This is a genomic window from uncultured Adlercreutzia sp. (assembly GCF_958431955.1).
Lineage (GTDB): Bacteria > Actinomycetota > Coriobacteriia > Coriobacteriales > Eggerthellaceae > Adlercreutzia.
In genome coordinates, this window is the sequence record NZ_CAUASN010000005.1 from 88,502 (window position 1) to 106,690 (window position 18,189).

General features: G+C 64.6%; 16 protein-coding genes. 15 read left to right on the forward strand and 1 reads right to left on the reverse strand.

What is annotated here, in order from left to right; translation table 11 throughout:
- The first annotated feature begins 90 nt into the window (after window positions 1-90).
- From nrfD to Q5064_RS03095, 14 genes are all read left to right on the forward strand, one after another.
- Window positions 91-963: an NrfD/PsrC family molybdoenzyme membrane anchor subunit gene (gene nrfD / locus Q5064_RS03030; RefSeq protein WP_302962175.1), complete on the forward strand. Its 873-nt coding sequence runs from the start codon at window positions 91-93 to the stop codon at window positions 961-963.
- Between the two features lie 91 nt (window positions 964-1,054).
- Window positions 1,055-1,411 carry a GntR family transcriptional regulator gene (locus Q5064_RS03035; RefSeq protein ID WP_302962177.1) on the forward strand — a complete coding sequence of 119 codons (357 nt, stop codon included), beginning with the start codon at window positions 1,055-1,057 and terminating at the stop codon, window positions 1,409-1,411.
- A 79-nt stretch (window positions 1,412-1,490) separates the two neighbouring features.
- On the forward strand, window positions 1,491-2,351 hold the full coding sequence (locus Q5064_RS03040) for an SPFH domain-containing protein (RefSeq protein ID WP_302962179.1): 861 nt from the start codon (window positions 1,491-1,493) through the stop codon (window positions 2,349-2,351).
- A 245-nt stretch (window positions 2,352-2,596) separates the two neighbouring features.
- On the forward strand, window positions 2,597-5,029 hold the full coding sequence (locus tag Q5064_RS03045; protein ID WP_302962182.1) for a molybdopterin-dependent oxidoreductase: 2,433 nt from the start codon (window positions 2,597-2,599) through the stop codon (window positions 5,027-5,029).
- A 2-nt stretch (window positions 5,030-5,031) separates the two neighbouring features.
- The gene (locus Q5064_RS03050; protein ID WP_302962184.1) at window positions 5,032-5,658 is read left to right on the forward strand and encodes a 4Fe-4S dicluster domain-containing protein; all 627 of its coding nucleotides are present in this window, start codon (window positions 5,032-5,034) and stop codon (window positions 5,656-5,658) included.
- A 90-nt stretch (window positions 5,659-5,748) separates the two neighbouring features.
- Entirely contained in the window at window positions 5,749-6,498 is a 750-nt protein-coding gene (locus Q5064_RS03055) for a hypothetical protein (RefSeq protein ID WP_302962186.1), read from the forward strand.
- 217 nt (window positions 6,499-6,715) lie between these two features.
- Complete coding sequence (locus Q5064_RS03060; RefSeq protein ID WP_302962188.1) at window positions 6,716-7,771, forward strand: polyprenyl synthetase family protein; 1,056 nt, start codon at window positions 6,716-6,718, stop codon at window positions 7,769-7,771.
- 1 nt (window position 7,772) lies between these two features.
- Window positions 7,773-8,675 carry a peptidoglycan-binding protein gene (locus tag Q5064_RS03065; protein WP_302962189.1) on the forward strand — a complete coding sequence of 301 codons (903 nt, stop codon included), beginning with the start codon at window positions 7,773-7,775 and terminating at the stop codon, window positions 8,673-8,675.
- 322 nt (window positions 8,676-8,997) lie between these two features.
- On the forward strand, window positions 8,998-10,284 hold the full coding sequence (leuC, locus tag Q5064_RS03070; RefSeq protein ID WP_302962192.1) for a 3-isopropylmalate dehydratase large subunit: 1,287 nt from the start codon (window positions 8,998-9,000) through the stop codon (window positions 10,282-10,284).
- A 14-nt stretch (window positions 10,285-10,298) separates the two neighbouring features.
- The gene (locus tag Q5064_RS03075; RefSeq protein WP_302962194.1) at window positions 10,299-10,793 is read left to right on the forward strand and encodes a 3-isopropylmalate dehydratase small subunit; all 495 of its coding nucleotides are present in this window, start codon (window positions 10,299-10,301) and stop codon (window positions 10,791-10,793) included.
- Between the two features lie 325 nt (window positions 10,794-11,118).
- Entirely contained in the window at window positions 11,119-12,225 is a 1,107-nt protein-coding gene (gene leuB, locus Q5064_RS03080; protein ID WP_302962195.1) for a 3-isopropylmalate dehydrogenase, read from the forward strand.
- Between the two features lie 142 nt (window positions 12,226-12,367).
- Window positions 12,368-13,861 carry a helix-turn-helix transcriptional regulator gene (locus Q5064_RS03085; protein ID WP_302962197.1) on the forward strand — a complete coding sequence of 498 codons (1,494 nt, stop codon included), beginning with the start codon at window positions 12,368-12,370 and terminating at the stop codon, window positions 13,859-13,861.
- A gap of 164 nt (window positions 13,862-14,025) precedes the next feature.
- Window positions 14,026-15,543 (forward strand): FAD-dependent oxidoreductase, encoded by a 1,518-nt coding sequence (locus tag Q5064_RS03090; protein ID WP_302962199.1) that lies wholly within the window; start codon window positions 14,026-14,028, stop codon window positions 15,541-15,543.
- A gap of 241 nt (window positions 15,544-15,784) precedes the next feature.
- Window positions 15,785-16,165: a NifB/NifX family molybdenum-iron cluster-binding protein gene (locus tag Q5064_RS03095; protein WP_302962201.1), complete on the forward strand. Its 381-nt coding sequence runs from the start codon at window positions 15,785-15,787 to the stop codon at window positions 16,163-16,165.
- A 67-nt stretch (window positions 16,166-16,232) separates the two neighbouring features.
- Here the strand turns inward: Q5064_RS03095 and Q5064_RS03100 are convergent, their stop codons facing one another.
- Window positions 16,233-17,342: an ATP-binding protein gene (locus Q5064_RS03100; RefSeq protein ID WP_302962203.1), complete on the reverse strand. Its 1,110-nt coding sequence runs from the start codon at window positions 17,340-17,342 to the stop codon at window positions 16,233-16,235.
- Window positions 17,343-17,526: 184 nt separating this feature from the next.
- On the opposite strand from Q5064_RS03100, the gene Q5064_RS03105 reads away from it, so the two are divergent.
- On the forward strand, window positions 17,527-18,189 hold a 663-nt coding region (locus tag Q5064_RS03105), incomplete at its 3' end, for an ATP phosphoribosyltransferase regulatory subunit (protein WP_302962206.1).

Sequence of the window (18,189 nt, forward strand, 5' to 3'; positions counted from 1 at the left end):
TCGGGGGCGGGAGGTTGGTTAGAAAGTCTTGGGCAGCTTGAAGGGGCCGTCCCTTATAATCTTCTAATCTGGCAACGGAGGGGGTGGAAGATGTTCAATGGCCTCATAGCGGCGTACATGTTTCTCGGCGGTGCCGGTGCCGGAATGGCTCTCGTGCTTGCCGTGCTTGCCCTGAGGGGGCTTCGGATGTTCGCGCCGGGCACTGCTTCTGGCACCTCGCTGCCTTTGGCTCTTTCCCATCGGCGTCTGATCGGGCTCGGATTCATTGTATCGTGCGGAATTTGCGCGCTTGGGTCGTTTTGCCTCATGGCGGATATGAAGCGCCCAGAAGCACTCCTGACGTTGCTCGCTCATCCGTCGTTGACGGTGTCTTCGGTCGGTGCCTATGCTTTAGCGGCTACCGTCGGTGTCTCTTTGTTGCTCGGATCGACCTATCTCTCGCGGCGCGTCTGGCCCTGCGCCGCTATAAGGACGGCTCTCCTCGGATGTGTTGTCCTGTGCGCAGTTGTCATGACCTACACGGGATTGCTGTTCACGGCCTTTTCGGCGGCGCCCCTGTTCCGCACGGGATGGGTGGTTCCGCTCTTCGTGCTATCCTCGCTTTCGTGCGGATGTGCGCTGGTGGGGCTGTGGGCGCAGGTGAGCCGTACGGCGAGCGCCTTCGCCAAAGAGCTGGCGGCGATCGATCTTGTGGACGGGGTAGTCATCTTGCTGGAGTCTGTGGCGATGGCTGCGTTTGTTGCCGACGCAGCGACCGTGGCCCCGTCGTCGGCATCAGCTCTGCTGTCGGGAGATTGCGCGCTGTTCTTCTGGACCGGCGTGGTGGGGTGCGGTCTGGTGCTCCCCTTGGCCATGGGAGCTGCCCGTCGGCTCGGATGGACCCGATTCCGTTCGGTGTCCTCTGCTCCTCTCGTGCTTGTTGGCGGCTTCGTCCTCCGATGGTGTATGCTGAGGGTCGCTTAACGCATGGGGCGTGTGGGAGAAGGCGATCGAACGACGCAGAGAGGAAGGCCGGGGAATCGTGTTCCCTTTTGAGAGAGATGAAGAGAGCGGTGTGCCCCTCTGGGTTCAGTTGCGCAATCGAATCGTGTACCTCATCGGTTCGGGCTACTACCATGCCGGCGATCAGCTTCCCACGACCCACGAGCTGGCGGTTGACGTGGGCATCAACTATAACACGGTGAACAAGGTATACACGAGCCTCGCCCATGACGGCTATATCACATCCAAGCGCGGGGTTGGCGCCTTCGTGAACGCCTTGGAGCCGGATGTCGGCGCCGAGCAGGCGGATGCCATTCGAGAAGTGCTCGACGAATGCGTGGCGGCCCTGAGCGATCTGGGGCTCTCTCGCGACGATATCGAGCGCTCCATGAAAATGTATCTGCGGAAACTGGAGCAGGAGAGGGGATAGCACTATGGGTATCCGACGGAAAGAGCGCCGCGAGGCCGATCGGAACAAGGTGGTTGTTTCGCAAGGCTCGAGCGATCCTATGAACAGCACCTCACGGAACGGCGTGTACTTTCTGCAGGCGACGATCATCGTCGCGACGTTCCTCGCCGGCTGTGCGGCTTTCGCGGCATGGGGCGGCCGAATCGATCTCTTTGCCGTGGTCTTTGGGGTTTTCGCGGCCTTAGTGGCGGGGTCGTCGGTTCATGTGGCCCAACAGTGGGAGCGCATGATTATCCTGCGGGCTGGAAAGTTCAAGGCGGTGAAGGGCCCGGGCCTGTTTTTCACGCTGCCCTTCGTCGAATATTGCTCGCTGCGGGTGGACATGCGCATTCGCACGACGGCGTTCGGCGCCGAGGAGACGCTTTCGACCGATCTGGTTCCCCTCGATGTCGACGCGGTGGTGTTCTGGATGGTTCACGATGCGTCTAAGGCGTGCATGACGGTTGACGACTATGCGAACCAACTGCTTCTCAGTGCCCAGACCATCCTGCGCGATGCCATCGGCCGTGCGACGGCTGCGGAAGTGACGGCGCGGAGGGACCAGCTCGATCGCGAATTGAAGCGTCTTCTGGAGGAGAAGGTCTCCGCTTGGGGCATTACCGTCCTGTCAGTGGAGGTGCGCGATATCCTCATGCCCGAGGCTCTGCAGGAGGTCATGTCCCTTGAGGCCCAGGCTGAGCAGAGAAAGAAGGCGCGCCTTATCCTCATGGAGGCCGAGTCGGACATCTCCGCCATGATAGAGGGGCTTTCCTCGGTCTACGGAGAGCAAGCTCCTTTGGAGCTGCGCCGCATGTTCCTCTTGTACGAGGGAATGAAGGAGGGCAGCGGTACGTTGATGGTGCCCAACTCCTGGAGCGATGGGTTTGCGGTGGGAGGCGGTTCCGGCCATCCGGCGTCCTAGCCCCTCTCTATTCTGAAAATAGGATAAAAGTCCCGCCCTCTCTCCCCTTTACTTTTCCTATGAAAAGTGTTTTCATAGGAAAAGTAGGGATGGCCATCCTGCTAGCAAGGACCTGGTAAGAGGGAGAGGGGTCTCGCCGGTCGCTCCGAGCGATGCCTCTCATGCAATTTCAGAATGGGGGAGAAATGTCACAGACACATCGTACCTCGCATCTTACTCGCCGCAGCTTCCTAAAGGCATCCACAATGGTTGCCGGAGGTGCCTTCGCGGGGGCGGCACTCGGCTGCGCGCCTGCCGCCTCCAGCGATGACGAGAATCTTGCGGCGACGGGGGAGGAGCCGAGGGCTGAGGAGCAGCATTTCAACGTCTGCTGCCGTCCGAACTGCTTCAACACCTGCATGATGGACGCCACGGTGCGCGACGGCAAGCTCGTCAAGACGGCGCCGGCGAACTTCGATGACGCGCCTGAGTTCAACCGCGTCTGCCTGCGCGGCCTGGTCAGCAATGAGAACATCTACAATCCCGAGCGTGTGCTGTATCCGATGAAGCAGACTGGCGAGCGCGGGAGCGACAACTGGGAGCGTGTAAGCTGGGAAGAGGCCATTGCCGACATTGCCGAGAAGATGAACGCTTACCGTAACGAGTTTGGCGATGCCTCCCTGTTCCGTGCATCGGGCTCGAGTGTGTATCATGCCACCAGCGGGATGCCGGGAAAACTGTGGACGGCCATCAACGGATCCACCATGAACGGGCCGCTCGACGCCGGCAATATGTACGGCCTCATGCGCGTATTCGGCTACGGTGGAGCCCCTTGGCCCGGGAACGATCAACGCGACTACGTTAATGCGAAGAATCTGTTCCTGTGGTCGAACAACCTGACGGATGCCCAGATTCACGACTGGCACTTCGTGGCCGACGCCATTGACGCCGGAACGAACGTCATCTGCATCGATCCGATCTTCACTCAGATGGCCGCCAAGTCGCATCGGTGGGTTCCCGTCCGCCCCGGCGCCGATATGCCGCTCATTATGGGCATGATGAACGTCATGGTGGAGGAGGGGCTTGTCGACACCGAGTTCGTGAAGGCCCATACCTCTGCGCCGCTTTTGGTGAAGGAGGGCGACGGCACACTGGTGCGCATGAGCGATCTGGGCGTGGAGCCGACCCAGGGGGATGTGAACCCCGCCACGGGAGAGCCGACGGTGATCGATCCCTATGCCGTATGGGATGCGGCGGCGGGCGCGGCGGCGGAGCTCTCGGCGGTGGCTGATCCGGTGCTCGAGGGGGAGTTCGAGGTTGCGGGCGGCAAGGTTCGCACCGTGTATTCGATGTTGCTCGACGAGATTGCCAAGTTTCCGCCCTCTGAGGCGGCTAAGCTCTGCGATGTGCCGGAGGAGACGATTCGCGAGTTGGCGCGCCTGGCCTGCGACGGCCCGGTGACCCATCGCATCGGATGGGGTTCCCAGGCCTACGACAACGGCATCGCCCCCTCCTCGTCGTGTGCCATCATGGCCGCCCTCGCGGGACAACTCGGCAAGCCCGGCGCCAACTGCAGCTCGGCGGTGTGGATGAGCTGGACCGGGGCGAACCCGGCCGCTACGACTCCGGCTAACGTAGTGGCACCCGAGGCCGCCTCCCCTACTATCGCCTATTGGAATATGCCGGCGGTGTTTGAGACCGGCATGTACCTGGAGGCGCCTGTCACGCCGAAGATGCTGCTCGTGCATTCGGGTAATCCCATGTGCACCTGGTGCGACACCAATACGCTGCGCGACAAGATCTTCGGCAACTTCGAGCTCATCGTCACCATTGACTACATGATGACCGACACGGCGAAGCACTCGGACTACGTGCTGCCCTGCGCGCACTGGTTTGAGTTCGAGGACGTTATCACATGCGGCAACACGTTCCACCTCATTCACTCGGAAAAGGCCATCGAGCCGTTGGGCGAGGCCAAGCAGGATATGGACATCATGCGCGACTTGGCTGCTGCTATGGGGCTGGATGCGGGCTTGATCCACGAGAGCAACGAGGCGTTTCTGCGGGAGCTGCTCGACAGCGAGGCGGCTCAAGCGGCGGGTATTGACTACGACTCGTTGTGCGAGAAGCGCGCCATTCATGCCTGGGGCGGCAAGTTCATGCAGTGGCAGGATCTCGCGTTCGCCACTCCGTCGGGTCGTGCCGAGCTGTACGTTGAGGCGCCTACTCCTTATGGGTTCAACGGCAAGGCACCCGATCTTTCGCGCGAGCATCTGCCCACGTGGTTCGAGCCGCGCGAGGCGTGGCCCACGAATCCCTTGGCCGAGAAGTACCCCTTCGTTCTCATGTCCGAGCGCCCTCGCTTCCGCGTGCATGGGCAGTGGGCTTACAACCGCATTCTCCGCGAGCTCGATCCGGAGCCGACGGTGAAGATCAATCCCGCCGATGCGCAAGCTGCCGGGTTGGAGGACGGTACGCTCGTGGAATGCTACAACGACCATGGCCATGCGGTCGCGAAGCTCGTTTACAACGAAGCCATCCGCCCCGGCACGCTGGTCTACCCCAAGAGCTGGCAGGCCGATCAGCATGTGGCCGGCAGCTGGTCGGAGCCGCTGTCCTGCGAGACGGACGCGGTGCTGTGCAATCAGAGTTTCATGGACTGCTTGGTGGGCATCCGTGCTTGGGAAGGAGCTGAATAGCCATGGCGCGCTATGGAATGGTCATTGACGTCAAGCGCTGCGTTGCCTGCAGCACATGCGTTACCGGTTGTAAGATCGAGAACAATCTGCCTCAGAATGTATGGTGGAACCGCGTTGTGAACGAGGGAGGGGAGAACCCCGATTCCCCCTCGGGAACTTACGCCAAGGGCGACTTGGCCATGGCTTCGTATACGATGTCCTGCCAGCATTGCGGAAACGCGGCCTGCGTTGACGTGTGCCCCTCTGGAGCTACCTGGAAGGACGAGGAGACCGGCATCGTCCTGAACGATACGGATAAGTGCATCGGCTGCGGCATGTGCATCGAGGCGTGCCCCTACGACGTGCGTGTTTTGCTGGAGGAAGAGCCCGTATTCTACGCCGATTTCGGATTCGGCGCCCAGGGCACTCTTAAGCATATCGCCGGCACCGTCGGCAAGTGCCAGCTCTGCCACCATCGCGTGAAGGACGGCGAGGTGCCCTTCTGCGTAGAGGTCTGCCCTGGTCGTGCTCGCATTTTCGGCGACCTGGACGATCCGTCGTCCGAGATTGCCAAATTGGTGGCGGAAGGCGATCTCGAGCAGCTTCGGCCCGAGGCGGGCACTGATCCGCATGTGTATCTGATGCGCTAGCGAGCCTCATCGCTTTGAGCGCTTGCGGGCCCCACCGAGTTTTACCCTCTGCGGTGGGGCCCTTTGCATCGGGAAGGAAGGATCTTGTCCATGACCCAGTTTCTGGTTTTGCTGCTCTGCTTCGGCTTCACTATGATCTTCGCCCGTGCCCTTAAGAGCTGGCCTGTGCCGTTCTATCTTGTTGCGGCCGCTGTTGCGGGCGGGGCGATGTGCCTGACTTACTCTCCCGCCCCCGACCCCCTGCTGCGAGGCTTTGCGTTCGTCGTTCAGAAGGGATATGTCGGCTTTGCGTTTCTGGCCATTGTCATGTTCATCGGGGTCTTCGACGAGCGCGGATGGGTTCGCCAGCGCCTTCAGCCCATTCGGGGAGAGCTCTCGCTTGTCTCGATCGTTCTCATGGGCGCGCACGTGATACCTTATGCGCTGACTTATGGGGGCATGGTGGGCAAGCTGCACGTCCTGCGTCCGAGCATCGTCGTCTCGCTTGCACTTGCGGCTGTCATCCTCGTGCTGTTCGCCGTGCTGGCCGTTACATCGGTGAAGCGAGTGAAGCGCTCCATGAGGGCGGTCGCCTGGAAGCGGGTGCAGCAACTCGCCTATGTGTTCTTCGTGCTTGTTCTCGTCCACCTGATCGGCTACCTGGTTGTGCCTGCGCAGGCGGCTTCGCCGGAAGCCCTTGGCTCGCTTGCCTACTACGGTGTGGTGTACGGCGCATACGCCGTTGCCCGGCTTGCGAGGTGGCGAGTCGACCGGCGAGCCGGGAATTGCCCTGCATCTTCTCGACGGGAGGAGGAGCTTTCCGCGTCGTCGGTTGACGACGCCTCCGCGACTTGCGCGTGATGTTCCCGCGACGCCGGCGGGACGGCGGCGGGACGCTGACGGGGCACCAGTGGGACGCGAGCGCGCCATGTCCGGGATGAGGGTACGGGCGCTGGGCCTGAAGGGCCGCCGCAGAATCTTACATTCTTGTCGATGGGCTGATCGGCGCGGCGGGGGTGGGGCGACCGTGGTATTATGGTTCGATGCTGAAGCGACCGACCAACGGCAAGAAAGCGCTATGAAGAACATCACCGAAATTCTCGCCGGCGTCGAAGAGACGCCCACCACGTTCGAATCCTATCTGAAGAGCTATGCCGATCCGGTCGGGGAGCTCATCAACAGCTATATCCCTCGCGGCGCCCATGGCGACATGGACCGCTACCTGTACGGCCCTCTGTACCGCTACAGCGAGAACGCCGGCAAGCGCCACCGTCCGCTCATCTGCTATGCGGCGTGCCTGGCGGTGGGAGGCGACCCGGACCGCGCCACCACCTCGGCGGCGGCCATCGAGCACTTCCATTCCGCGGCCCTCATCCACGACGACATCGCCGACGAGGCCGAGCTGCGCCGCGGCGAGCCCTGCCTGCACCTCACCGAGGGGCTCGGGCTGGCCATCAACATGGGCGACCTGGCGCTTTCCATGGTGAACGGGCCGGTGGTGAACGACCCGCTGCTCGACGACGCCACGAAGGTGCGCGTCATCCGCGAGCTCATCGCCATGACCTGCCGCACGGTCGAGGGCCAGGCCCTCGATTTGGGCTGGGCGCGCGACGGGCGCTACGACATCACCCCCGAGGACTACCTCACCATGGCCATCCACAAGACGGCCCACTACTCCGGCGCGGTTCCGCTCGCCGTGGGCGCTATCGTGGCGGGAGCTCCCGAGGACCAGGTGGAGGCCCTGCGCAGCTACGGGCTCGATACCGGCCTCGCCTTCCAGATTCAGGACGACTTGCTGAACCTGGTGGGTACCGACGAGGCCAAGAAGAAGGACTTCCGCAGCGACATCACCGAGGGCAAGCGCACGCTCGTGGTGGTGCACGCCCTGCAGAACGCCTCGCCTGCGGCCCGCGAGCGCCTGATCGAGATCCTCTCCGCGAAGGAGCGCGATCCCGAGGTGCTGGCCGAGGCCGTGGCCATCATGGAGGAGGCGGGCTCCATCGAGTACGCCCGCGCCTATGCCGAAGATCTCAGCCAGAACGCGAAGGAGCGGCTCGTGGCGGCCATCGCGCCGTCGCCCTACCGCGACCTGCTCGTGTCCATGGCTGACTGGTTTGTGAACAGGTTGAAGTAATATGGAGCCTATCAAGCGCAACGATTCCGGCGCCGCCGTCGAGGACGTGCAGCAGCGCCTCGCCCGCATCGGCCACCTGTCGGAGGATGCCGTCTCGGGCACCTTCGACGACGCCACGGCCACCGCCCTGGCCGACTTCTGCGCCGCCTCGGCTCTCCCCATCGCCGAGGAAGTGACCGAGAAGGTGTGGTCGGCGCTTGTGGACGCCTCGTTCAACCTGGGAGACCGCACGCTGTATCTGCGCATGCCCTACTTCCACGGCCACGACGTGCTGGAACTCCAGCATGCCCTCGGCGCGCTCGGGTTCTTCTACGGCGACGACGACGCCATCTTCGGCGCCCATACGGAAGACGCCCTGCGCCGTTTCCAGCTGAACATGGGCCTGCCCTCTGACGGCATCGCCGGCGCCTACACCTACGCCGCCCTGCGCAACCTCGCCCATTCCTGGGTGGGCAAGGAGGCCGCCCACGGCAAGGTGCACCACCTCGGCTTCGCCCGCGCGGCCGACGTGCTCGAGCGCAACGCCGTGTGCCTGTTCGGCACCGACGAGTTCTCGCGCTCGGTGGCCTCGCGCATGTCGAACGTGGCCGTGGCCACGAACCCGGCCTCGAAGATCATCAGCGCCGACAGCCTGTCGGTGCCCCCGGATGCCTCCATGATGCTCGTGCACGTGCTGCTCTCGGTCCAAGATGCCGAGGCGGGTGTGCCGCTTGTGTCCTACGAGGACGAGGACTCGCTGGCCCTGCGCCTGACCTCGGCGGTGGATGTGGCCCGCGAGGCGTCGTGGCCGCGCGTGTCGGTGCTGCTTCCCGGCAAGGTGTGGCTGGAGGCCGGTCCCGAGAGAAGCGCCCAGCACTACGCCATCACCCTGCTCGACGCCCTCTGCTCGGCGCTTCAGGGGTAGAGACACGTTTGATTGTCCGTTTTGGACGCTGGGCTGTCCCTAAAATGGCCGTTCTGCATCCTGCAGCTGCAGCGGGGGAAATATGGCGCAAAGTTTCGGTTTCGGTGCACGATCGTGCTGAGAGAGGAGCCCGGCGCCCGCATGCTCCTTCAGTTCCCAGGCCTTTCATGCTCCAAACTCCAGGTGGCGCCCCCGGACTGGCGGAATGTGCACCAATTCCGACGTTTCGCGCCACTTCGAGGGAGAAAAAACTGTACGCAGCCGCACGGTGCTACAATGATGCGGTTTTCAGTAAGGTTTGCGTTGCGTAAAGGAGCTTCCCTTGACTCGTCCCATGACCATGGCGGAGAAGATTCTCGCCGCCCATGCGGGGCTCGACGAGGTGGTGCCCGGGCAGTTGATCGAATGCGATCTGGACCTGGTGCTCGCCAACGACGTCACGGCCCCCATCGCCATCAAGACCGTCCGCGAGATCACCGACCGCGTCTTCGACGCCGACCGCGTGATCCTCGTGCCCGACCACTACGTGCCCAACAAGGACATCAAGAGCGCCGAACAGGCCAAGATCGTGCGCGACTTCGTGCGCGAGCAGGGCATCTCCCACTACTACGAGGTGGGCTGCATGGGCGTTGAGCACGCGCTTCTGCCCGAGCAGGGCGTGGTGGGCGCGGGCGACCTCATCATCGGCGCCGACAGTCACACCTGCACCTACGGCGCGCTCGGCGCGTTCTCCACGGGCGTGGGCTCCACCGACGCCGGCGTGGGCATGGCCACGGGCAAGGCCTGGTTCAAGGTGCCCGAGACCATCAAGTTCGTCATTAACGGCCAGCTTGCCCCGGGTGTGACCGGCAAGGACGTCATTCTGCACATCATCGGCATGATCGGGGTGGACGGCGCCCTGTACAAGGCCATGGAGTTCACGGGCAGCGCCATCGAGACGATGCCCATGGACGAGCGCCTCTCCATTTCGAACATGGCCATCGAGGCCGGCGGCAAGGCGGGCCTCATCCCCGTGGACGATGTGACCCGCGCCTACATGGACGGTCGCGTCGAGCGCCCCTACACCGCCTACTACTCCGACGAGGACGCCGAGTTCGCCCAGGTCATCGAGATCAACGCTGCCGACATCGTGCCGACGGTGGCTTTCCCGCACCTGCCGAGCAACACGCGCCCCGTGGCCGAGGCCCGCGACGTGCGCATCGACCAGGCCGTCATCGGCAGCTGCACCAACGGCCGCTTGGACGACATGCGCCAGGCCGCCGCGGTGCTCAAGGGCCGCACGGTGCATCCGGATGTGCGCTGCATCGTCATCCCGGCCACCCAGCAGGTGTACCAGCAGTGCATCGCCGAGGGGCTCATGGACATCTTCATTAACGCCCACTGCGCGGTGTCCACCCCCACCTGCGGACCGTGCCTGGGCGGTTACATGGGCATTCTGGCCGCCGGCGAGCGCGCCATCGCCACCACCAACCGCAACTTCGTCGGCCGCATGGGCGACCCCACGAGCGAGGTGTACCTCTCCTCGCCGGCCGTGGCCGCCGCCAGCGCCGTGCTCGGCCACATCGGCCTTCCGGAAGACTTGGAGCCGGTCGCCTGCGCGGCCGAATAGGGAAGGGAAGCCTCATGCAATTCAAGGGAACCGTGCACCGCTACGGCCGCGACATCGATACCGACGTCATCATCCCGGCCCGCTACCTGAACACCTCCGACCCGGCCGAGCTGGCCAAGCACTGCCTGGAGGATCTGGATACGGAATTCGTGAACAACGTGCAGCCCGGCGACATCATCGTGGCCGATGAGAACTTCGGCTGCGGAAGCTCCCGCGAGCACGCCCCCATCGCCATCAAGGCGGCCGGGGTGGATGTGGTCATCGCCAAGAGCTTCGCGCGCATCTTCTACCGCAACGCCATCAACACGGGACTGGCCATCATGGAGTGCCCCGAGGCGGTGGACGCCATCCGCAACGGTGATGTGGTGAGCGTGGATGCCGACACCGGCGTCATCACCGACGAGACCACGGGCGAGACCTTCACGGCCCAGCCCTTCCCGCCGTTCCTCATGGAGATCATCAACGCCGGCGGCCTCGTACCGCGCTGGCAGAAGAAGCTTGGAAATTAAAAATATATACATTTTATTAGTTACTAGATGCTGGTATGCTGAAAGGGCCGGCAAAGTCCGCTTGCGGGTGGCGCTTCTGAAAGGAGGCGCTTCCTATGGATGTATTCCTTGAAATCTTGAACGGCTGTGCAGCCCTTGCTACGGTTGCCGGGCTTTTGCTCGAAGTCTGGAGAGAATATAAGCAACGACGGATGACGAAGGGAGAAAAGGAAAGGACCGGCGGCAACCGGTCCTAACCAATTCACTTGAACCTGCGCCGCCCGCGCCCAGTTAACGACTGACGGGCTTTGCCGGCCCTCGTATTATAACACGGAAGAAGGAAGAAATGAACACGTATAAGATCTGCTTGCTGGCTGGCGATGGCATCGGGCCGGAGATTATCGCCGAGGGCGTGAAGGTGCTGAACGCCGTGGGCGCGAAGTACGATACGGCCTTCGAGTACACCGATGCGCTCATCGGCGGCGCGGCCATCGATGCGACCGGCGAGCCTTTGCCGGCCGCCACGCTGGATGCGGCTCGCGCGTCGGATGCGGTGCTGCTGGCCGCGGTGGGAGGGCCCAAGTGGGATACCACCGACCCGAACGCCCCGCGTCCTGAGCAGGGGCTGCTCGGCATCCGCAAGGAGCTCGGACTGTACACGAACCTGCGTCCGGTGCAGATCTTCAACGCCCTGGCCGATGCGTCCACCCTGCGCCCCGAGATCGTGGACGGCGTGGACATGATGATCGTGCGCGAGCTGACGGGCGGCTTGTACTTCGGCCGCCGCGAGCGCTTCTACGACGAGCCGGCCGCAGGCGTGAATGGCGCCCCGGGCCAGCGCGCCTACGACACGCTGGAGTACTCCGAGTACGAGATCGAGCGCATCGCTCGCCAGGCTTTCGAGATCGCCCGCAAGCGTCGCAACAAGGTGACGAGCGTGGACAAGGCCAACGTGTTGGAGACGAGCCGTCTGTGGCGCGAGATCGTGCACCGCGTGCATGACGAGGCTTACGCCGACGTCGAGCTGGAGGACTTGCTGGTGGACAACACCGCCATGCAGCTCATCAACCGCCCGGCCGACTTCGACGTGGTGGTGACCGAGAACATGTTCGGCGACATCCTCTCCGACGAGGCCGCCCAGATCACGGGCTCGCTCGGCATGCTGGCCAGCGCGAGTCTGGGCGACGGCGTGGCACTCTACGAGCCGAGCCACGGCAGCGCCCCCGACATCGCCGGTCGCGGCATCGCCAACCCGCTCGCGCAGATCCTCTCGGTGGAGATGATGCTGCGCTACAGCTTCGATATGGGCGAGGCCGCCGACGACATCCGCCGCGCCGTGACCGCGGTGCTCGACGCGGGCTGGCGCACCGGCGACATCAAGGACGCCGAGACGCCCGCCGACCACGTGGTCGGCACCGAGCGCATGGGCGACTTGGTGGTGGAGCACCTGTAGGGCTCCGTTCGCCCCGGCTTTCGGCCGCACCGTTCGCATTCGCATCGGGAGAGGTACCCTTCGGGGTGCCTCTCTTGCATTTGGGGGTGGGTCACGTTATCGTGGGGCACTTGCCAAGGCGAGCCAAAGGGAGGGAGACGCCGTGGTTGCAAGGAATGGATTCGGCGCGCTGCGCCGCGCGTGCGGAGCGGGCGCGCTTCTGGCTTTGGGTGTGTACGCGCTCTACCGGCTGCTGGCCTATTCGGGCTATGTGACCAATTTCGGCCTCATCAACGACCCGTTCGCCTATATCTCGAACCTGCCCTTCATGCTGGGAGCGGCCGCGGGCAAGCTGGTAACGTGCGCCGTGGTGCTCGGCTGCTATCTGACGGGGCGCCTGGCTCCCCGCAGACTGGGCGTGCACGTGCCGCTGATTCTCATCGGAGGCGCCTACGCCCTGGCGGCCCTCGTGCCGCCCGATGCGGCGTTAGAGGCTCCGGCGGCCGCGGCCCTCGGCCTGTTCTGGGGCCTTACCGTGACCGTGGTGGGGCTTGCCGCCATCGAGCCGTTCGTGGACGAGCCGTCCCCGGTGACGGTCATCGTGCAGCTGGCCACCTGCGCGCTGCTGCTGGCAGCCGGCTCCTACGCTCTGGCGCTTTTGCCCCCGCGCGGCATCTCGGTCGCCGGCGTCGTTATGGCCACGGCCCTCGGCCTGCTCTTCCGGCGGGAGCGCCGGCGCGCTCGGGGCGAGGGAGGAAAAGCCCGCACGGCCCAGGGGGAGGGGGTTTCGGAGGGCCCGCGCGAGCGCCGCCGTCGCTTGCGTGCCACGCTGGGGGAGTGCGCCACCCCGATACTCGCCGCGTCGTTCTTCGAGCTGGTGGTGGGCCTCGTGAACATGTACGCCTTCACGAGCCACACTGGTTTCACCATCTCCACCCAGGCACCGTTGGAGGGGTCTCTCATCTGCGCGGTGATCGTGATCGCGTTCGTGGTCGCCACGGCCCGCATCCCCCAGGCGCGCTTCGTGTACCTGGTGGTGTTTCCGGCGGCCATCGCGGTGTTCCTGGCGCTACCCTACTTCGGCGATTTGTGGGGCAAGCCGCTCAGCACCGTCATCTACGCCGCGAGCGCCATCACCACCATGCTGACCACCTTCTGCATCATCCGCGCGGCGCGCCGTACGGGCGACGTCGTATACGGTGTCGCCGCCATAGGCGCGGGGGCCATGAGGCTGTGCCTGGTGGTGGGGCTCGTGCTGGGATGGCGGTTCGGCACCTTGGCCGAGGGCGGAGCCTTCCTGCACCTGTCCATCGTGTGCGTGGTGTGCGTGTACCTGCTCGGCATGGTGGTGCTGTGGTGGGGCTTCCAGAGCTCGCGCCGCAAGCCCGCGGTGGAGGTGGTGAAGGTGGTCGTGGAACGTCCCGCGCCCACCTTCGAGGAGTCGGTTTCCGAGCGAGTGGAGGAGCTGGTGCGCACCTTCGGGCTCTCGCCGCGCGAGCGCGATGTGCTGGTGGGGCTCGCCCAGGGGAACACCGCGGCCAGCATCGCCGAGGGGCTGCACATCTCCACCTCCACGGCCCAGGGGTATATCAAGAGCCTGTACGTCAAACTCGGTGTGAACAAGAAACAGCAGGTCATCGACTTGTTTCAAAGTTAACCAATTTTTGGGGGAGCGAAAATTCCGCACCTTTCCTAGACTCTTCTGCACTGATCGCCGCAATGCCGCCCAGCGAAGTCGAGGGGCGCCCGCCGACTCAAGGGGAGGGGCGGGGCTCGCGCGGCGATCGACGACGAGTCCTCAACGAAAGGGAGGGAACGCGCATGACGATTTCACGTCGCGACTTTCTGAAGATCGGCGGTGCCTCGTGCATCGTCGCCGGCACGGGGGCGGCCCTGGCTGGCTGCAGCCCCGCAGGCGATAGCGGCGCGGCCGGAGACGCTCTGGCCGAGACCGGCGAGGCGGCGCTTGTGGGCTACGCGCCTGTGAGCTTCTCCGACGAGGTGGACATCCTCATCATCGGCTCGGGCTACGCGGGTCTGGCCGCGGCCATGGCTCCGGCGCTGGCGGGCAAGAAGATCATCATCGCCGAGAAGCAGGCCCAGATCGGCGGCGACTCGGCCACCTCGTGCTGCTTCATGTTCGCCAATGGCACCGAGCTGCAGCAGGCTGCCGGCAATCCGATGACCATCGACGAGTACTGGGAGGCCTCCGCCGAGAAGCTCTCCGCCGGCTGGGAGCAGTACGACTGGTTCGGCGAGTGGGTGAAGGGCAAGACCTACGCCAACACGCACTTCGTCGACTCGGCCATCAACGACTTCGGCGCCTCGTTCATGGAGCCGTGCACCGAGGAGGAGCTGCCGCGCCTGTTCGGCTCGGTCATCCTGCCGGCCGACGGCATCGGCTCGGGCGGCCCGAACATCCTGCAGCCCATCGCCTCGAAGCTGAAGGAGCTGGGCGTGGAGGCCCGCTGCGGCCTGCGCGCCACGGCGCTCATCAAGGACGCGGAGGGGGCGGTCATCGGCTGCCGCTTCGAGGATGTCATCTCCGGGAAGCTGACCGACATCCGCGCCGCGGCTACCGTGCTCGCCACCGGCGGCTTCGCCGATAACGGCGAGATGGTGCAGGAGTACCTGCCCGCTTGGGCCAACTTCGGTCAGATGGTGCATGGCTGCCTCGGCGAGGGCCACAAGATGGCCGTGGACGCCGGCGCGCAGCTGTTCGGCATGGACTCCTCCTTCGAGCGCTGCAACCTGATGGGCGATATTCCGAACTGCACCACCTGGGGCTACTGGACGCCCATCGTGCTGGTGCTGCCCAACGGCAAGCGCTTCATCGAGGAGGCCCAGTCCCATGATGCGGCCCAGGCCGCGGTGGATGCGGGCTACCGCCAGTGGTGGTCCATCTTCGACGACCGCGCCTTCGCGGCGCGCGCCATCGGGCACTCGGTCGAGGGCAACATCAAGAGCCGCGCCGACGTGTACGTGAAGGCCGACACCCTGGACGAGCTGGCGGCCGGCATGGATGTGCCCGCCGACACGCTGAAGGCCACGTTCGCCCGCTATGACGAGCTGGTGGCCGGCGGCGAGGATACCGACTTCGGCAAGAAGGCGTGGCTGGAGTCGCTGCAGCCGCCCTACCACGCGCTGAAGCTGAACGTGTGCCGTTACAAGACCTCCGGCGGCGTGATGTGCGGCCCGAACAACCAGGTGCTCGACACCGCCGACGCCGAGATTCCCGGCCTGTACGCCGCCGGCGCCGTGGCCCTGCAGTCCTTCGCGAGCGTGTCGGCTTGCATGGCCACCGGCTACTACGTCGGCGAGACCCTGGCCGCGCTGTAGGCGCTCCCTCCCCGCCTGTCCGCCGGCCATCGCCGACACCTGCGGCCGCCCTGCTTCGGTGGGGCGGCCTTTTGCGCATGTGAGGAGAGAGGCACGGGGTTTGCAGGGGCGCGTCCGCGCGGCGCGGTGCGAGTGGGACGCAGCCGCGTCGGGTGCCCTGCGCGGCCCCGCGCGGTTGCCATTCGCCGCCTCATGCGCTTAAATGGAGCGGTACCAAGAGAGCGAGCGAAAGGAATTGCGCATGACGACGATGAAACTGGCCGTGCCCACCATGGGCGAGGCGGGGCTTGCGGCTGAGCGCGCGGGGCACTTCGGCCACTGCGACCGCTTCACCATCGTGACCATCGAGGACGGAGCGGTGCTGCCCGAGACCGGCGTGGTGGAGAATCCGCCCCACGAGGCCGGCGGTTGCCTGCGCCCGGTGGGGCTCTTGGCCGGCGAGGGCGTGGACGCCATCGTGGCCGCGGGCATGGGCGGCCGCCCGCTCATGGGCTTCAACCAGGCGGGCATCACCGTGTACTTCGACAACGTGCACCCGGTTGTGGGCGATGCCGCAGCCGCCGTGGCCGCCGGCGAGGCCCCCATCATGGATCCCTCCCAGGCCTGCCAGCACCACCACTAGGATCTGCCCGACGCAGATCGACCACCCAGGCGCAGCCGTCCGCGGCTGCGCCTTTTTGCGCCGGAGGCTATATCTGCAAGGGGCCGAGCTTGGCTTCCAGATAAGCGCGGAATCCCGGTAGTTCGAAGGTGACATAGGAGGGGCCGCGCTCTCCGACGATGCCTTGCTCGATGAGGCGGCGCTTGTAGGTGCTGGCGTAGTTGCTTCCCTCGCCGAGGCGCTCGGCGATAACGGCGATGCGGCTTTCGTCTTCGTCAAGAAGCATGGCCTGAAGAAAGAGCAGATCCTTGGGGGACAGGTCGTAGTAGGTTGCCTCCAGAACGCGCTCGGTGAAATTGCGGTGGGCCGCCTCGGCACCCCTGCGCACGTCCGCAAGGGAGATGGTCTTCTCGCCGGGGTTTTGCGCCCAGCTCTGGAACCCCACGAGCTGCATGAGATAGGGGAAGCCCTCGCTTGCCTTTACCGCCTCCGCAAGGGCTTCGGGGTCGATGGACCGACCGCCTTCCTCGGCGGTCAGGCGAATGCCCTCGGCTATGTCCCCATCCGCGATATTGCCCAGGCGATAGCGATTTGCCCGTCGTAGGAACGAAACCGACTCGTTGCGTAGAAGAGAGCTCACCTTTCCGGGGAGCCCCGCGAGAACGAGGGCGACCGTGCGTTCCTCGCCCACGAAGTGCTGGTAGACCGTTGCCAGCTGTATCATCTCGTCCAGATCGGGGCGTACCTCGTCGACGGTGATGAGCAGGCCGATGCCCTGGTCGTTCAGAGCTTGGAGCATGCGCGTCATACGGGTGCGCCAGTTGCCGTCGGGCGCGATGCCCGGCTCCCATTCCAGACCGAGAAGCTGTCCGACCGTCAGCCCCTTCAAACGCGCCTTCTCGGACGTGTCAATGAAGTTGGCGGCCGCATCGCGCGTGCGCTCGATGATGTCCTCCAACATGCCCGGGATGGCCGCGACGTTGACAGAGATCCACCCGTGCTCGGCGGCAATACGGGACAAATAGAGGAGGAGCGCCGTCTTGCCCGTGCCGCGCGCCCCGGTGAGAATGGTCGAGAGGTTGGGGTCACCCGGTCCGTTCTCGAAAGCGGACTCCATTTCCGAGATGATGTCGAGACGTCCCGCCATCAGCAAGGGCACGCGTCCGAAAGTGGGAGTGAATGGATTCGGTGCAGTCACGGTGCCTCCTTTTGCGATTTTAGGCGATTTTTGCAATTTTAGGCGATTTTAGGCGAGTTTTGCAAGACGGAGGCCGGTGGGCCTCCGGCGGTTTCCGACGCGCGCCTTTTTGGCGCTTGCGTTACAATACCCGGAGCTTATCTGAGAGGGGCGCATGGCGCCCGATGACGACGAAGGACTCGCTATGGCCATTAACGCACCTGAGGGGACGCGCGATCTTCTGCCCGACGAGGCGCTGTTCTGGAACCAGTTCAAGCAGACGGCGGCCGAGGTGTTCGGCGCCTACGGGTATTTGCCCATCGACACGCCCATTATGGAGCAGACCGAACTGTTCGTCCGCGGCATCGGCGAGGCCACCGACGTGGTGTCGAAGGAGATGTTCACCGCCATTTCGGGTGAGAACCTGCGCCGTTGGGTGGAAGAGGGGAAGGCCCCCAAGGCGAAGAGCCGCCTGAGCCTGCGCCCCGAGGGCACGGCGGGTGTGGTGCGCGCCGTGGTGCAGCACGACCTGGTTCCCCAAGGGGCCGCTCCGGCGAAGCTCATGTACGCCGGTCCCATGTTTCGCGCCGAGCGCCCGCAGAAGGGCCGCCAGCGCCAGTTCAACCAGGTAGGAGTTGAGTGCCTGGGCGCCGAGGAGCCCACGATCGACGCCGAGGCCATCATCATGCTCATGCGCTTCTACGAGAAGGTGGGCATCCCGCGCGAATCCATGCGCCTGCTGCTGAACTCCATGGGCTGCGAGCAGTGTCGCCCGGCCTACCGCGAGCAGGTGAAGGCCTACATGGATGCGCATGGTTCCCCAAGGGGCCGCTCCGGCGAAGCTCATGTACGCCGGTCCCATGTTTCG

Bases quoted from the DNA above. Each gene is read 5' to 3' on its own strand.
- Q5064_RS03090 (WP_302962199.1), top strand. From the start codon at position 14,026: ATGACGATTTCACGTCGCGACTTTCTGAAGATCGGCGGTGCCTCGTGC.
- Q5064_RS03065 (WP_302962189.1), top strand. From the start codon at position 7,773: ATGGAGCCTATCAAGCGCAACGATTCCGGCGCCGCCGTCGAGGACGTG.
- Q5064_RS03055 (WP_302962186.1), top strand. From the start codon at position 5,749: ATGACCCAGTTTCTGGTTTTGCTGCTCTGCTTCGGCTTCACTATGATC.
- Q5064_RS03095 (WP_302962201.1), top strand. From the start codon at position 15,785: ATGACGACGATGAAACTGGCCGTGCCCACCATGGGCGAGGCGGGGCTT.
- Q5064_RS03050 (WP_302962184.1), top strand. From the start codon at position 5,032: ATGGCGCGCTATGGAATGGTCATTGACGTCAAGCGCTGCGTTGCCTGC.
- Q5064_RS03060 (WP_302962188.1), top strand. From the start codon at position 6,716: ATGAAGAACATCACCGAAATTCTCGCCGGCGTCGAAGAGACGCCCACC.
- Q5064_RS03045 (WP_302962182.1), top strand. From the start codon at position 2,597: ATGGTTGCCGGAGGTGCCTTCGCGGGGGCGGCACTCGGCTGCGCGCCT.
- nrfD (WP_302962175.1), top strand. From the start codon at position 91: ATGTTCAATGGCCTCATAGCGGCGTACATGTTTCTCGGCGGTGCCGGT.
- leuB (WP_302962195.1), top strand. From the start codon at position 11,119: ATGAACACGTATAAGATCTGCTTGCTGGCTGGCGATGGCATCGGGCCG.
- Q5064_RS03075 (WP_302962194.1), top strand. From the start codon at position 10,299: ATGCAATTCAAGGGAACCGTGCACCGCTACGGCCGCGACATCGATACC.
- Q5064_RS03040 (WP_302962179.1), top strand. From the start codon at position 1,491: ATGAACAGCACCTCACGGAACGGCGTGTACTTTCTGCAGGCGACGATC.